The organism is Paenibacillus sp. NPDC058898, from assembly GCF_049316025.1.
Classification (GTDB): domain Bacteria; phylum Bacillota; class Bacilli; order Paenibacillales; family Paenibacillaceae; genus Paenibacillus_AQ.
Window position 1 is genome coordinate 41,213 of the sequence record NZ_JBMOSM010000004.1, and the last position, 15,795, is coordinate 57,007.

General features: G+C 49.0%; 14 protein-coding genes. 13 read left to right on the plus strand and 1 reads right to left on the minus strand.

Annotated elements, in window-relative coordinates; genetic code table 11:
* Nucleotides 1-53 precede the first annotated feature (53 nt).
* From ACOZB4_RS12180 to ACOZB4_RS12240, 13 genes are all read left to right on the plus strand, one after another.
* Nucleotides 54-575 carry a PRC-barrel domain-containing protein gene (locus tag ACOZB4_RS12180; protein ID WP_076320455.1) on the plus strand — a complete coding sequence of 174 codons (522 nt, stop codon included), beginning with the start codon at nucleotides 54-56 and terminating at the stop codon, nucleotides 573-575.
* A gap of 11 nt (nucleotides 576-586) precedes the next feature.
* Complete coding sequence (locus ACOZB4_RS12185; RefSeq protein WP_071222775.1) at nucleotides 587-796, plus strand: hypothetical protein; 210 nt, start codon at nucleotides 587-589, stop codon at nucleotides 794-796.
* A 157-nt stretch (nucleotides 797-953) separates the two neighbouring features.
* A complete protein-coding gene (locus ACOZB4_RS12190; protein WP_339292753.1) occupies nucleotides 954-2,021 on the plus strand; it encodes an AI-2E family transporter in 1,068 nt (355 codons plus the stop codon).
* A gap of 419 nt (nucleotides 2,022-2,440) precedes the next feature.
* Entirely contained in the window at nucleotides 2,441-5,068 is a 2,628-nt protein-coding gene (alaS, locus tag ACOZB4_RS12195) for an alanine--tRNA ligase (RefSeq protein ID WP_379415455.1), read from the plus strand.
* Nucleotides 5,069-5,285: 217 nt separating this feature from the next.
* A complete protein-coding gene (locus tag ACOZB4_RS12200) occupies nucleotides 5,286-5,546 on the plus strand; it encodes an IreB family regulatory phosphoprotein (RefSeq protein ID WP_006208869.1) in 261 nt (86 codons plus the stop codon).
* A gap of 12 nt (nucleotides 5,547-5,558) precedes the next feature.
* A complete protein-coding gene (gene ruvX, locus ACOZB4_RS12205; protein ID WP_076320458.1) occupies nucleotides 5,559-5,972 on the plus strand; it encodes a Holliday junction resolvase RuvX in 414 nt (137 codons plus the stop codon).
* 17 nt (nucleotides 5,973-5,989) lie between these two features.
* Nucleotides 5,990-6,292 (plus strand): DUF1292 domain-containing protein, encoded by a 303-nt coding sequence (locus tag ACOZB4_RS12210; protein WP_076320459.1) that lies wholly within the window; start codon nucleotides 5,990-5,992, stop codon nucleotides 6,290-6,292.
* On the plus strand, nucleotides 6,292-6,603 hold the full coding sequence (locus tag ACOZB4_RS12215; RefSeq protein ID WP_179090578.1) for a DUF1292 domain-containing protein: 312 nt from the start codon (nucleotides 6,292-6,294) through the stop codon (nucleotides 6,601-6,603). The genes ACOZB4_RS12210 and ACOZB4_RS12215 overlap by 1 nt, the downstream gene beginning before the upstream one ends.
* Nucleotides 6,604-6,697: 94 nt before the next feature.
* Nucleotides 6,698-7,738, plus strand: coding sequence for an endolytic transglycosylase MltG (mltG, locus tag ACOZB4_RS12220; protein WP_379415486.1), 1,041 nt, complete (start codon nucleotides 6,698-6,700; stop codon nucleotides 7,736-7,738).
* A gap of 112 nt (nucleotides 7,739-7,850) precedes the next feature.
* Nucleotides 7,851-8,783: a peptidase U32 family protein gene (locus tag ACOZB4_RS12225; protein ID WP_379415460.1), complete on the plus strand. Its 933-nt coding sequence runs from the start codon at nucleotides 7,851-7,853 to the stop codon at nucleotides 8,781-8,783.
* 12 nt (nucleotides 8,784-8,795) lie between these two features.
* Nucleotides 8,796-10,142, plus strand: a complete 1,347-nt coding sequence (locus ACOZB4_RS12230; RefSeq protein ID WP_379415462.1) for a peptidase U32 family protein — start codon at nucleotides 8,796-8,798, stop codon at nucleotides 10,140-10,142.
* A 213-nt stretch (nucleotides 10,143-10,355) separates the two neighbouring features.
* Nucleotides 10,356-12,530, plus strand: a complete 2,175-nt coding sequence (locus tag ACOZB4_RS12235) for a methyl-accepting chemotaxis protein (protein WP_379415464.1) — start codon at nucleotides 10,356-10,358, stop codon at nucleotides 12,528-12,530.
* A gap of 316 nt (nucleotides 12,531-12,846) precedes the next feature.
* Nucleotides 12,847-14,637 carry a peptidoglycan D,D-transpeptidase FtsI family protein gene (locus ACOZB4_RS12240; RefSeq protein ID WP_379415466.1) on the plus strand — a complete coding sequence of 597 codons (1,791 nt, stop codon included), beginning with the start codon at nucleotides 12,847-12,849 and terminating at the stop codon, nucleotides 14,635-14,637.
* On the opposite strand, the gene ACOZB4_RS12245 is transcribed toward ACOZB4_RS12240, so the two are convergent.
* Nucleotides 14,586-15,749 (minus strand): AI-2E family transporter, encoded by a 1,164-nt coding sequence (locus tag ACOZB4_RS12245; RefSeq protein WP_379415468.1) that lies wholly within the window; start codon nucleotides 15,747-15,749, stop codon nucleotides 14,586-14,588. The genes ACOZB4_RS12240 and ACOZB4_RS12245 overlap by 52 nt on opposite strands.
* Nucleotides 15,750-15,795 lie beyond the last annotated feature (46 nt).

A 15,795-nucleotide genomic window follows, 5' to 3' on the forward strand; every position in this document is an offset into this window, starting at 1 on the left:
TTGACCGGCGGCTGATTTCAAACCATGAAGGATGAGGAGGTGTCCACTGCAGTATGAAACTTCAAGAAATGATTGGACTGGCTGTATTCGACGTGGAGAACGGTAAGGAAATCGGCAAAATCCACGATTTTATACTAGATGAGAACTGGTTGATTACCGGGTTGGAGCTGGAAGGCAAGGCTTTATTTTCCTCGCATGTGAAAAGCGTCTCATGGGAAGATATCGTAGCATATGGGGAAGATGCCGTCATGATCCGGAGCCAAGAGGCTGTCCGCAAGGTGGGCGCCAATGATATACCGCTTACGTTCCTTTTGGGCAAGCGCAAACTGAAAGAGATGCAGGTCTTGACAGAGGATGGTATCCTGCTCGGACGTATATCGGATGTTTATTTTGAGCAGGAACAGGGCAATACAATACTAGGGTTGGAAATATCCGATGGATTTGTCTCGGATTTGATCGAAGGTCGCAAATGGCTGCCTTGCACAGCGGAAATGGCTATCGGCGAAAGTGCCGTTATGGTACCCCCGATGAGCGAACAGCGTCTGGAAAAAGCCATTAATTCTGTGAACGGATAGGGTGAGGTAGGATGAAATGTCCAAACTGTAGTTCCAAAGATATCGGGAAAATCGGCTCCCACCAGTTTTATTGCTGGGGTTGCTTTATCGAATTGACAGTCAACGGAGAGAAAATGTCCGTATACCAGGTAGAAGAGGATGGTACGCTCAGCTCTCTGGATGATTTGTTCTTCGGTGATGAAATGCAGCCGGATTTCCCTCCTATGCACGCGTCTTCCTAAGAACGCGTACATATAGTTAGATAACGACTCCTTGCTGAAGGTCTATATGGCTGAGCAGCAGGGAGTCTTTTTCGTGTTGGCCTGCGGAAATGTTAGTTTATTTCTGGAAGCTTGTACATATACTACAGGGTAGCTTTCGAAAAAGGAGGGTGCCTGTGTGGAACAGCTGACCGAGAACAAATGGTTTCGATTGTTGGTATGGTTAATGCTTGGACTCATCTCTCTTTACTTTGTCTGGCTGCTGCGTCCGCTGTTTCTGGATGTCTATCGATTTCTCAAGGCTGTCCTGGCGCCATTTCTGGTTGCCATGATCATATCTTATGTGCTCAATCCGATAGTATGCATGCTCTCCGACCGTAAAGTTCCGCGTAGCATGGCGGTGCTGCTCATCTACGCTGTCTTTCTGACGTCACTTACCGTCATTCTGATCAATATGATTCCGATGCTGATCCGGCAGCTGGAGGAGCTCAACGAGCATTTGCCTGAATTATCGATGAACGCCCAGAGCCTGATGACCAATCTGGACAGCAGGCTGCTGCCCCCGGGAGTAAGGACAGGCGTCAACAGCTGGTTCTTGCAGATGGAATCAAGGCTGGCCGGGGGAATTTCGGATTTCATGGACAATATCGGCAACACCATCAACATCCTGTTTAATGTGTTAATTGTTCCGTTCCTGATCTTCTACATATTAAAAGATTTTGAGGTGTTCCAGCGAACCGCCGTATCCTATCTGCCGCGGAGCCGCCGCAAGTCGATTGTCACGCTGCTGAAAGAGATCGACACGGCCCTCGGGAATTACGTCCGCGGACAGTTCCTGGTATGCTTAATTATCGGCGTACTAGCCTATGTAGGGTACATGATCGTGGGTATGCCCTACGCGCTGCTATTGGCAAGCATCGTGGCGGTGTTTAACATCATTCCCTATTTGGGCCCCTTCCTCGGCGCGGCTCCAGCGCTTGTGATGGCATCTACGATTTCCTGGAAGATGGTGCTGCTGGTGGCGGTGGTTAATATGGTCTGTCAAACGCTGGAGAGCAATGTCATCTCGCCGCAAGTGGTAGGCAAAAAGCTGCATATGCATCCGCTCCTGATCATATTTGCACTACTTGTCGGTGGACAGGTGGCAGGAACCGTAGGCTTAATTTTGGCTGTTCCTGTCTTTGCCGTCATCAAAGTGCTGCTGCAGCATTTTTTCGCCTATTATGTCAGAAGGAAATCTGGCTGAAGGCTCCAGTCTCAGCTGCAATGCTCATGCATTGACAGATAGTTTCACCCTATATATACTTGAAATGGTAAACCTATAACCGTACAAATCGATGAGAAAATCCAGTAGGCTTTGTGTACCTTGCCCAGAGAACAGGTTCCTGCCCGGACAAATTCCGGCTGGCTGCGAGAACCTGGAAGCGAACCTATGCCGAATGCTAATTTTTGAGTGTGATTCAAATTCACCGGGTAGCTCCCGTTATCCAGCTGTTACGAGGCGATCGTTACATATGTTGTTCCAGGAAATTTCTGCTGGAGGACGAATGGACGATAACCAGGGTGGTACCGCGAGAACATCGTCCCTGAATTCAATTCAGGGGCGTTTTTTGTGTTCGAATACAAGTGATTCGGACCTATATTACGACTGGAGGAAGTGTAGAGATGAAAGCTAGTGAAATCCGTTCCAAATGGCTAGAGTTTTTTGCAGAGAAAGGCCACAATATTGAGCCAAGTGCATCGCTTGTTCCACACAATGACCCGTCCCTGCTTTGGATTAATGCAGGCATGGCTCCGCTCAAGCCTTATTTTGACGGGCGTGTGAAGCCGGAAAATCCGAGAATTGCGAACTCGCAGAAATGTATTCGGACCAATGATATTGAGAATGTCGGCAAAACCCGTCGTCACCATACGTTCTTCGAAATGTTGGGCAACTTCTCCATCGGGGACTACTTTAAAGAAGAAGTTATTACCTGGGCCTGGGAGTTCCTGACGGATAAGAAATGGATCGGCTTCGATCCGGAGAAGCTGTCTGTTACCGTGTATCCGGAAGACGAGGAAGCCTTCAAGCTGTGGAACGAAAAAATCGGTCTCCCGAAGGAGCGCATTATTAAGCTGCAGGAAAACTTTTGGGATATCGGCGAAGGACCTTGCGGACCTTGTACCGAGATTTTCTATGATCGCGGTGAAGGATACGATACGGATGCTCCGGAATCCGAAATGTTCCCAGGTGGTGAGAATGAACGCTGGCTCGAGGTATGGAACCTCGTATTCTCCCAGTTTAACCACAACAAGGACGGCAGCTATACACCGCTTCCGAACAAGAACATTGATACGGGTGCGGGACTCGAGCGCTTTGCTTCCATTCTGCAAAATGTGGCGTCCAATTTCGATACCGACCTGTTCCAACCAATCATCCAGAAGACGGCAGAGCTTGCCGGCGTTAAATACAATGAGAAGACGGAATACGATATCGCGCTGAAAGTCATTGCCGATCATATCCGGACAGTTGCTTTCGCAGTAGGCGATGGCGTGCTGCCGTCCAACGAAGGCCGCGGTTATGTCATCCGTCGATTGCTCCGCCGTGCGGTTCGTTATGGAAAGGTGCTCGGGCTGGACAAACCATTCATGTATACTTTGACCGGAACCGTAGGCGATATTATGGGAGTATACTACCCAGAGGTCGTTGAGAAGCGCGCCTTTATTGAGAAGGTCATTGCAACGGAAGAAGAACAGTTCCACAAAACGCTCTCTGACGGCTTGAACATTTTGGCAGACGTGAGCGCAGAAGCGAAGAAGCAGGGCAAATCGGTAATCAGCGGCAGCGACGCGTTCAAATTGTACGATACGTATGGCTTCCCGTTTGATTTAACGGAGGATTATGCGTCCGAGCACGGATTGACCGTGGACCGTGAAGGCTTTGATGCCGCGATGAAGGAACAGCGTGACCGTGCTCGTGCGGCCCGTCATGAAACGGAAAGCATGAAGGTCCAAGGCGGCGTTCTTTCCGATTATACGGTTAAAAGTGAATTTGTTGGATATAATGACACCGTCAGCGAGGCTAAAGTGCTCGCCATTGTTTCCGGTGACAGCTTTGCAGACAGCGTCAGTGAAGGCGAGACCTGTCAGGTCATTCTGGACGTTACCCCGTTCTATGCCGAAAGCGGCGGCCAGGTCAGCGATCAGGGCATTTTGGAAGGCGGATCTGTACGTGCCCGAGTGGAAGGTCTCTTCAAGGCTCCGCATGGACAGCACGTGCATTTCGTAACCGTGGAGCTCGGCGAGCTTAAGGTGGGCGATACGGTCAAGGCGCAGGTGGATTCCGCTATGCGCAATGATATCGTTAAGAACCATACAGCCACACACCTTTTGCATAAAGCATTGAAGGAAGTTCTGGGCGATCATGTCAATCAGGCAGGTTCGCTTGTTGAACCGCAGCGTCTGCGCTTCGACTTCTCCCATTTCGGCAGCATTACGCAGGTGGAGCTGGCCGATATTGAGCGCCGCGTGAATGAACAGGTGTGGAAGAGCATTCCGGTCGTTATCGAGCGCAAGGCCATTGATGAAGCGAAGGCGATGGGTGCCATGGCATTGTTCGGAGAGAAATATGGAGATATCGTCCGTGTCGTCCAGGTCGGAGATTACAGCATCGAGCTGTGCGGCGGATGCCATGTAGGCAACACATCCCAGATCGGAATCTTCAAGCTGCTTGGCGAGAGCGGCATCGGCTCCGGCGTTCGCCGCATTGAAGCCGTAACGGGCCGCTACGCTTATGTGCATCTGGAGGGGCAAATGGACCTGCTCAAGCAAGCCGCCGGCTTGTTGAAGAGCAATCTTGCGGACGTGCCGAAGCGGATCGAGGGCCTGAACCAACAGGTGAAGGATCTTGCCCGGGAGAACGAGTCCCTGCAAGGCAAGCTTGGAGCCATTGAAGCCAGCCATTTGACCGATAAAGTGAAGCAGGTAGGGAACACGTCGCTGCTTGCAGCTGAAGTGCAGGCTGGCAGTATGGATGGACTCCGTGGCATTGCAGACGAATTGAAGGGCAAACTTCCGGAGACGATCCTCGTGCTCGGCTCCAAAGCGGGCGACAAGGTGAATTTCGTCGTAGCCGTTCCGCAGGACCTGGTGAAGCAAGGCTACCATGCTGGCAAGCTCGTTAAAGAAGTGGCTTCGATCTGTGGCGGAGGCGGCGGGGGCCGTCCGGATATGGCACAAGCGGGGGGCAAGGATGCTTCCAAACTCGCCCAGGCGCTGCAGCATGCTGAGGATCTCATAGCCCGGGGCGTGTAACAGATTTGTCCAGATTGTGTACAGCAAGCAATAGTAAGCAGGATCCAACATTTTGCTGTACACAATCCCGAATTTTTTGGAACACTTTCTAAATATTTCGCTTTCGATTTCCGTAGAGACTTAGGATTATGTTATGATATAACTAGATCAAGCTGGTAAATATTTATTCGACGAAGCATGGTAAACATGTTCTTTGAAGAAGCGAGGTGTGTCACACATGGACTCCATGGATAAGACAGTCAAGTTCAATGTAAAAGGTGATGAAAAGGAGGCTTCCGCCCAGGACATTCTACTTTCGGTATACGATTCGCTGGTAGAGAAGGAGTACAATCCGATTAACCAAATCGTAGGGTATCTTTTGTCCGGGGATCCAGCTTATATACCTCGGCACAATAATGCCAGAAGTTTGATCCGGAAAAAAGAGCGAGATGAATTGATTGAAGAACTGGTCCGGTTCTATTTAGCCAGTCACCGTTAGGAGCACACAGGGATGAAGAAGATCATGGGATTAGATTACGGGGACCGCAGAATCGGTGTTGCCATAAGCGACGTGTTCGGATGGACGGCCCAAGGGGTTGAAGTTATCGAGCGCCGCCGTGATGAAGGCGAACTGGACAGAATTGCCGCACTCGTCAAAGACAACGAGGTCGGTGAGATTGTGGTCGGCTTGCCTAAAAATATGAACGGCACGATTGGTCCGCGGGGCGAAATCTGCATGGAATTCGCAAGTACATTGCGAGAGTCCCTATCCTTACCCGTTCACCTTTGGGATGAACGGCTATCAACAGTATCCGCTGAAAGGACATTGCTTGAAGCCGATGTCAGCCGAAAGAAGCGAAAACAGGTTGTAGATAAAATGGCGGCAAGCTTGATTTTGCAAAACTACTTGGATTCTAAAAGGTAAAGGTGAGGGTGATTACAATGGCTAATGAGCATATTGGTATGGAAGAAGAACCGGAAATTATTTATATTCCCGACGATGAAGGCAACGAGGAAGAATTCGAAGTCATCATGAAATTCGAAGTGGATGGCTCGGATGCTAAATATATGATGGTCGTACCAAGGGAGTCTGCCGACGAAGAGACAGACGAGGTCTACGCCTTCCGTTATGAGGAAGACGGAGAAGACTTGAAATTGTTTATGATTGAAGATGACGAAGAATGGGCCATTGTTGAAGAAACCTTCAATACGCTCGTGGAAGAGCTGGACGGGAGAGACGAATGATGTCTGATTTTTCGGTTGAGAATATCGTATGGACCCAAGTACTTAAGGAAGCATTCGGTGAGAGTGTAGAGCTTGAGGACGAAAAAGGCCATATCGAGGTTTATGATATTGCCGCCGAATTTGAAGTGGATGGTCAAGGGTATGCCATTCTGGTTCAGCCGGATCGAACCGATGAGGAGTACGAGGTGCTTCGTATCGTCAAGGGTGAGGACGGCGGATTGCAGCTGGCAACAATTGATGACGACGAGGAATGGGAGAATGTGTCGGAGCTCTATGATGAGCTGACGTTTCCCGAAGGTGACGAGGATTAAGTTCTCTCCTACAGGAGCACATGCTTAATTTTCAAATGAAAGTTCAGGAAGGGGCGGAGCTGTCCGCCCCTTTTGGTGTGAAGGGATGAGTAGATTGAAGAAACTGGCAATAGCAGTATTGGTCCTGATCCTAGTTGCGGGTGGGGCCGTATTCTACGTATGGAATGGTTTACAGCCCGTTCACAGCTCGGAAACTCCTGTCGAATTCACCGTGGAGTCCGGCATGAGCACGTCCTCTATCGCCGATCTGCTTGAGGAAAAGGGATTGATCAAGAATGCCCTTATACTTAAAGGTTATTTAAAGCTTAGCGGGGAAGGAAGCCGTCTGATGGCAGGAACCTATGAGGCAACCCCAGGCACTCCGTTCAAGGAACTATTATCGAAGATGAACAAAGGCGAAGTGAAGCCCGAGGAGATGGTTCGTTTCACGATCCCTGAGGGATATACGATCCTTCAGATGGCAGAGACGATCGCTCACGAGAGCGGAATCGATGAGCAGGAATTTCTGAAGGTTGTGGATCAGACTGCCTGGGATGTTCCGATTGCAGGAGAAATTCCCCAAGAAGCAGACCTCAGGCATCACCTCGAGGGATACTTGTTCCCTGCGACCTATGAGTTACCGAAAAAGGATATCACGGCAACAGGCATTGTAGAAACCATGCTGAAAGAAACGGAGAAACGTTTGGCTGAAATTCCGGGTTGGGAGAATCAGTTAAAGGCTCGCGGCGTGACATTCCATGAACTCATGACCATCGCTTCACTGGTTGAGCGGGAAGTGGTTGCAGATCAGGAGCGTGCCCTGGTGGCCGGCGTTATTTATAATCGATTGGAAGAGGATATGAGGCTGGAAATCGATGCAACCGTTCAATATCTGTTAGATAAACCGAAGGAACGACTGCTTTATGCCGATCTGGAGGTTGAGAGCCCGTATAACACTTATCGTCAAAAGGGTTTGCCGCCTGGGCCCATCTCAAGCCCGAGCCTGGAATCTATTCAGGCTGCCCTGAATCCGGAGAAATCCGAATATTTGTTCTATGTGACAAAGAAAGACGGTACACAAGAGCATTTGTTTGCCAAAACGTATAAAGAGCATTTGAAGAATATCGAGACCAGCAAGAAGATGGCACAACAATAATAATATTACGTGTTTAGCATTTCCCCTGATACGCTGCTGACAAGGAACAGATCCTAGCTTCGTACTCAGAAGAGTCTTGTTGAACACCCTCTATGTAGGGAGGAATTTTTAAATGAGTATCAAATCTGAATTATTGGCGGCAGCCGGGTCCGTGGCTGATGCCGCTGCTTATCTGGAAGCGGGAGCCGATGCACTGCTCGTCGGCGAAGATCGATTCGGCATGAGATTGCCCGGCAGTCTGACATTGGACGAAATAACTCAAGTCGTACAGCTTGCTCATGAGCGAGGAAGTAAAGTATACGTAAGCTTGAACAATTTGATGACGAATGATTTGCTGCCTGAGCTTCCAGTCTATGTTAAGGCACTCGGAGAGATCGGAGTAGACGCGGTGGAATTTAACGATCCATCGGTGCTCACTACCGTAAAAGAGTTGGCTCCACAGGTAAAACTTCATTGGAATGCAGAAATGACCGCCACCAACTACTCAACGGCCAATTATTGGGGAAGCAAAGGCGCATCCCGGGTTATTCTTGCGCGTGAATTAAATATGGATGAGGTAACCGACATGAAGCCTCAGCTTCAGCTGGAAGCACAGGTTCAGGTTCATGGCATGACAAACATCTATCATTCCAAGAGACGCCTGGTCAACAGCTATATGCAGCAGCAGGGCAGGCCCGTGAATGAGGGCAGCCTTGGCAAGGAGCGCGGTTTGTTTCTCATTGAAGCTGAGCGTCAAGAAGAGAAGTATCCGATCTATGAGGATATCAACGGAACCCATATTATGAGTTCGGAGGATATTTGCATTCTGGAGGATCTGCATCTCTTAATGGCAGCAGGCGTTGACAGCTTTAAGGTAGAGACGCTGCTGAAGCCGCGGCATTACAATGAGCTGGTCATTCGAACTTATCGTCAAGCAATTGATCTATATGCTGCAGATGCTTCAACTTATGCATTTCAGGAAGAGTGGATGGACGGAATCCGCGCTATTCAGGATCCGGAACGTGAATTGTCATTTGGATTTTTCTATAAGGAACAAGTTTATTAAGGAGTGGACAGCATGGAAGCAATGGCACAGCCAAAGTATAAGGGCAAACGCTATCGCCTGGATAAGCCGGAATTGCTCGCCCCGGCTGGTAATTTGGAAAAATTGAAATTTGCGGTGCATTATGGCGCCGATGCGGTATATATTGGGGGTCAGAAATACGGCCTTCGTTCCAATGCGGACAACTTCAGCTTTGAAGAAATGAAAGAGGGCGTGGAGTTCGCCAAGAAATACGGCGCTAAAGTATTTGTAGCAACCAACATATATGCGCATAATGAGGACATTGAGGGAATTGAATCCTACCTGCGAAGTTTGGAGGAAGCCGGCATTGCGGCAATCATCGCTGCAGATCCGGCTATAATTGAGGTGGCCAAACGTGCTGCACCCAAGCTCGAAGTTCATCTGAGCACACAGCAATCCACATTGAATTGGCAGGCCGTGAAGTTCTGGAAGGACGAAGGATTGCCGCGGGTTGTACTGGGACGCGAGGCGAGCCTGGAGGAGATCGCAGCGATTAAAGAACATGTCGACATCGAGATCGAGGCCTTTATCCATGGCGCGATGTGCTCCTCGTTCTCCGGTCGCTGCGTGTTATCCAATCATTTTACGGATCGTGATTCCAATCGGGGCGGATGCTGCCAATCCTGCCGTTGGAAATACGATTTGTTTGTGGATGGAAGAGAAGATCAAGGCCAGTGGGTATCGGAAGAGCAGCAGTTGATAGAACAGCCGGCCCCTGCTCCGTCCCCATTCAAACCGGGCGTTACGCAGATCCCGCTGTTCCAGCCGGAAGACAACCAGTTTACGATGGGGTCGAAGGATCTCTGTATGCTCGAGCATATTCCGGATCTGATTGAGGTGGGAATCGACAGCTTCAAGATTGAAGGACGGATGAAATCGATCCATTACGTAGCGACTGTGGTCAATGTTTATAGACAGGCGATTGATTCCTATATGGCTGACCCTGAGCATTATGTATTGAAGCCGGAATGGATCGAGGAAATTAATAAAGCGGCCAATCGACCGCTGAATACCGGATTTTTCTATGATACACCGGATCATGAGGATCATATCTATGAACCGGAAGAGAAGGCGGTTCCTTATGACTTCGCCGGCTTGGTGATGGAGTATGATGAGAAATCGGGAACGGCCGTCATTCAGCAGCGAAACCATTTTAGGCCTGGGGATGAAATCGAGTTTTTTGGACCGGAAGGAACCTTCTTTAAGCAGTCAGTTGGTCCTATTAGGGATGAGAATGGCAATGAACTTGATGCAGCTCGCCATCCTTTGCAGCTTATTCGCATGAAGGTGGACCAGCCGGTGCGTCATTTTGATATGATGAGAAAACGCAAAGGAAAATAAAAATATAGTCACTTAGAACTACACAATTGAGAATCCGGGTCTGTGGATGGACCTTGGATTCTTTTTATTTGTAAAAAAATTAGGGATTAAGAATTATTTTTTTGCGAAAACCCAAAGGAAAACACCTCCAATTGTCGAAATAAAGAGTAACGAATACGTTTCAAGGGATTGGACCGACGTATTAATAATATGATTGTGGTAGGTGAACAGCTAATGTCAGAAGTTGAGCAGCATGATAAGAAGCCGAAAAAGGACAAGAAGCCCGGAGGAATTAAAGAGAAAAAGGAAAAACCTTCGGCATCAACAGGGATACATACTGCCAAGTCGTTCTTTTCAAACGTGGGAACGGCTATAAGCCGGATGCCGATGAACCCGGCGAAATCCGTCGGAATCCGGTTGTTCCTGATCTTTTTGTCAGCTATTGTATTTTTTGTTATCGTCTTGGGGTATCTGTCGTACGATAAGGCGAAGAGCACGATTGAGAAGAATGCTGCGAACGGCAATCAGCAGACGATCATTCAAACCTCTGAGAAAATCGACATCATTCTGGAGAAGTATGAGAATGCCGGTAGATCAATCTTCTATGACATTGAATTGCAGAAGTTATTGTCTGAATACACGGATAAAAAGTTAAGCGATTACGATTCATTTACGGTGGAGCGCAGCATTCGCGATAAACTATCCAATCAGATTACATCGGATTCGTCGATCAGAGCCATTTATCTGATTCCTACCAAGGGAGAGAAGATCATATCGGCAGGTCAAACCTCAGAATCCTCCAAAACTGTCCTTGAGCAAAGCTGGTATGCCGAACTGAAGGAAGGCAACAAGAAGATAATGTGGCTGCCAACGATGCAGAACAGCGGAGCTCCATATTTCACGATTGCTCGTTCTTTGGGGTCTATGAATGATCTGAATTCAACGTATGTGGTTATGTTTGAACTCAATGCCTCGGTATTGGATACGCATCTGAAGGGGATCAACCTGGGCGAGAACGGCCAACTGCAATTGATCAGTCCGGAAGGCATCGTTGTCTCCTCCAGCGAGTCTTCCATTGTGGGTAACGAAACCGCCTGGACGTTTGCGAAGGAGTTTCCGGAGGACTCCAGAACGGATAATGTAAGAACCAAGGATGAGAACGGAAGACAGGTTCTGGCGGTGTACAATACGCTCAGCGCTAACGATTGGAAACTCGTAGGATCTGTCCAAACCAGCGAGCTCACGAAGGATGCCTCAAGCATCCTGGTCATCACGCTTATCGTGGCTGCCATCGACGTTATTTTTGCCATTCTGATCGGGATTTGGATGGTAAGAATGATTGCCCGTCCATTAGGCAAGCTTAACCTGTTGATGAAAGAAGGCGCCAAAGGCAATTTGAATGTTCGTACAGACCATAAGAGCCAAGACGAAATCGGTCAGCTCTCCGCAAGCTTTAACGATATGATGGAGCAGATCACCGGACTCGTTCAGCAAACGAGCAATACCGCTCAGGAAGTGCTTAGAACGGCTACCGAGTTAAGCGATGCCTCGAAGAAGACGGCTATTTCCGCCAAAGAAATTGCCGTAGCTACCGAGGAAATTGCCAACGGTGCCAGCAGTCTGGCGGTTGAAGCCGAACGCGGCAGCGATCTGACCAACAACATCTCGAAGCAGATGCAAATTGTCGTTTCCGCCAACGAAGAGATGGGCAAATCGGCCCGTCACGTGGAAAGCGCAAGTGAGCTTGGAACGAAGCATTTGAGCGACTTGCTGGATAAGACCCATCAAACCGAGGATATGACCCGCTCGATGATGCACAAGGTCGATGGCTTGAAGGAGACGACTTCATCCGTTGTCAAAGTGCTTGACGTCCTTCAGAACATTACGAAGCAAACGAACATCCTCTCATTGAATGCAACCATCGAAGCGGCCCGTGCCGGGGCGGCTGGTAAAGGCTTTATGGTCGTGGCCGATGAAATTCGCCAGTTGGCAGACCAATCCAGGCAGTCCATCGATATGGTCAGCCAGATTACAGATCGCATCATGACCGAGATGAATGAAACCGTGCAGGTATTGCTGGACGCGAACCCACTCTTCAAGGGTCAGATGGATGCTGTTAAGGAAACGAACGATATCTTCGTATCCGTTCAGCAGCAGATGGTCGACTTTATTGAGTCCTTGGATTCGGTAACGCATTCGATTGATGAACTGAATGAATCTCAGAATGTACTTTCGGAAGCGATGAGTAATGTGAGTGCGGTAGCCGAAGAATCCTCTGCAACTTCGGAAGAAGTGGCTTCTCTCTCCACAGAGCAGCAAAGCGTCAGCAGTCAGCTGGTAAATCTATCATCGCAGCTGGAGAATGTATCGAATGAGCTGAAAGAGACTTTGTCTCGTTTTAGACTGTAAGATTGAATATATAATTCAAAGGCTGTTCCATCAGTTTAAGCTGATGGGGCAGCCTTTTTTCAGAGGAGAGGGGATTATGGGGAAAATGGCAAGAGCAAGAGTATGGGACATGGATGCGTTACAAGGAAGACAGGGACCGTGGGCAAACTATATTTTCGCAAGTGCAAGATTCAAGTGCACGTTGACGTTAAGTGTCAACCTTTTAATCGTGGGTGTCTTTTCTGGAGAGCTCATTTTTGTAGAGAAGTGAACATGATTGAGTCTGGCTCCATATGGAAATAATGATGAGACATAGACCATATTGGAGGAGCAAGACATGAGGCTAATCCGAAATAAGCGAATTGCATACGGATGGCTGATACTGACGCTATTGATCGCCGTTTTGACGCTGCGTCTTGCATGGGTTCAGCTTGTGATGAAGCATCAACGGGTACCCGGCAGCCGACATACGATGGTAGAGGCATCGCTCATACAGAGGGAGCGAGGCATTGTGCTGGATTCCGGTCGCGGACATTTTACGGATCGGAACGGAAAACCGCTCACGGGCAAGCTCATCTGGGCAGCCGTGTTGTTTCCTGCAGGCGAGAAGGAACTGAAGAGCTCCCATAATCAGTTAGTGAAGCTGGCCCGTATACTGGGAACAAATAAGGATCATTTGATACAGACCTGGGGCAAGCTAAAGGAGCCTGAATTGTGGCATGGAGATAATTCGCTCATTCCTCGATCCTTAACCAAAGATCAGATTGTGCGGATTCAAGAGCTTGATCTTCCCAAACTTAAGGTTCTTCCTTATGAGCAGCGGTACGGCAATCGCCAATCGGGAATGCAGTGGCTTGGTTTTGTGTCAGGTCAGCGTAAGGAAAGCCTGTTCTTTGACGATGATCCGGAGGTTACCGGAACCAGTGGATTGGAGAAAACGATGGATTCGTTGATACGTGGGGAAGGGCCGACCATCGTCTATTTTCCGGTTAACAGCACCAATGAGGTTATTCAGGATATTAAGCCGATGGTGAAGGCGCCTGATAATCGGTACTATCCGTTAAGGGTATCCACCACGATTGATATTGATATTCAACAAGGGATTGAGGCCATAACGGAGAAAGCGGGCATGAAAGAAGGAGCGGTTGTTGTGCTGGACGCTCGAAACGCGGATATCGTGGCTATGGTCTCCAGGCCATTCTATAATCCGGAGCAGATTCACCCGAAGGATGGCCAGTGGGAGAATCGCGGATTGAAAGCAGCCACGCCAGGTTCCATCTTCAAGCTAGTCACGGCCGCGGCCATACTTGAGAATGGTTTAAGCTCTGAAAGCGAACATTTCCATTGTGATGGTGAATACGGTAAGTTCGGAATGTCCTGCTGGAAAAAGGGAGGGCATGGAACGATTGATCTTCGCGAAGGCTTCGCGGAGTCATGCAACGTCGTATTTGCTACTCTAGCGGAGAGACTGTCAGCTCAGCAAATGGCGGAGGCGGCCTCCGCGCTGGGCTTCGGGCAAACGGTAGGCTGGAAATCCCGGCAGTTTTTAGGGCTTCGTTCCTTTGCGCCATTGGATCATGAAGAGAAGGGCACGGTTTTTTCCAACTCTGTGGACACCTCTGATGCAGGTGTTAGGGTCCAGACAGGCATAGGCCAAAGGGACGCTGCCATATCCCCACTGCAAGCAGCCAATGCGATGGTCACGCTGCTTCATGGCGGGGTGAAGACCAAGCCCCGTATTTTACAGCAGATCCAGTATGCTAACGGCCAGCTGCTTCAGGATACGGATCCACTAAAGGAGAGGATAGCTGGAAGGGGTATTTCCCGGGAAACCTCTTCCATCCTGCTCGATTGGATGGAGGATGTCGTCGAAGAGGGAACAGGCAGCACATTAAAAAATCGCAAATGGACTCTTGCCGGTAAATCCGGAACGGCGCAGGTAACCATAAAAGGCCGTGCCCGAAACAACCAGTGGTTTGTCGGGTACGGCCCAGTGGAGAAGCCACGTTATGCCGTGGCTCTATTGGTTGAGAACCGGAGCCCGAACAGCAGCAATCAGGCAACGGACATATTCGGTCAGGTTTCCGATTTCTTGGCTTCAGTTGAATCGGTCTCCGGCTCTGCGTAAGAGCGGGACATGTCCCAAGGGGAAACCTCGAATTCTTCGCTTGGCAGCCGGATCCACTGCTTCAGATATCCCTGGGTAAGCAGTTCCTTGATGAGAATCAGAAGGATAGGAGCCAGAATCAAACCGGCAACTCCAAAAATGGACAGCGAGATCATCATAAAGGACAACATCAGAAATGCTGAGGATACGCCGATCGAGTTTCCTGTAATTTTTGGTTCAAGCAGCTGTCTGGAAATGACAACTACGGCAAGCAGTACGATCAAGCCAATGGCAAGCCCAGTGTTGCCGACGATGAACAAATAGGTAATCCACGGAATAAGAATAACGGGAACACCGAGCAGCGGCAGTACATCGAACACAGCGCAGATGAGCGCAACGGACAGGGAATTTCCCGTACCTAAGATCAGAAGTCCTATGTATACAATGACAAAGGTAATGCTGACCAGCTTCATCTGAGCTTTTAAATACGAGCCAATCGCCTTGAATACATTTTCTTTGAGGAAAAGAAAAGCCGTCTTGAGGGTCCTCGGCGTCTTGTCTTTGGCGATTCTCCGCCAGCTGCCGATCTCAATGCTCAGGAAGAAAGCAAGGATGATCGCAACCCCGAAATTCGCGATGAACGAGGAGAACGACCCCATAAACCCAATGACATAATGGAAGAACGATTCGGCAGCACCCTGGGCAAAAGTGGTGATGTCCTGGAAATAACCGTTCAGACGGTCTGTCAGATCGGGTGGCAGCGCGTCGAGCTTGGTTTGGAGGAAATTCAGGCTCTCTGAAAAATGTCTCTGGATCGTTTTGGTGTAACCTGGCAAATTATCCTGCAAGTTCATGAACTGCGATACGATTAGCGCTCCGGCTCCGAACAGGATGCCTAGGATGACCAGCAGGAAGAGCAGAACGGATATCGCGGCGGCAAATGGTTTTGGCAGCCCCCTGCGGTGCAAGAATTTGGAGAAAGGCTCGATAATCAGGAAAACGAGGAAAGATAAAAACACCGGAGCCGCAATTTGGTACAGCTTGCTGAATATGAACATGATCAGGTAAACCGTAAGCACGATTAAACCTATATCGAAGGCGGTTCTCCAATATTTTTTATACAAGGGAAGCATAGTGGGATATCGGCTCCTTTATACTATATTAATTGATATCATTGTA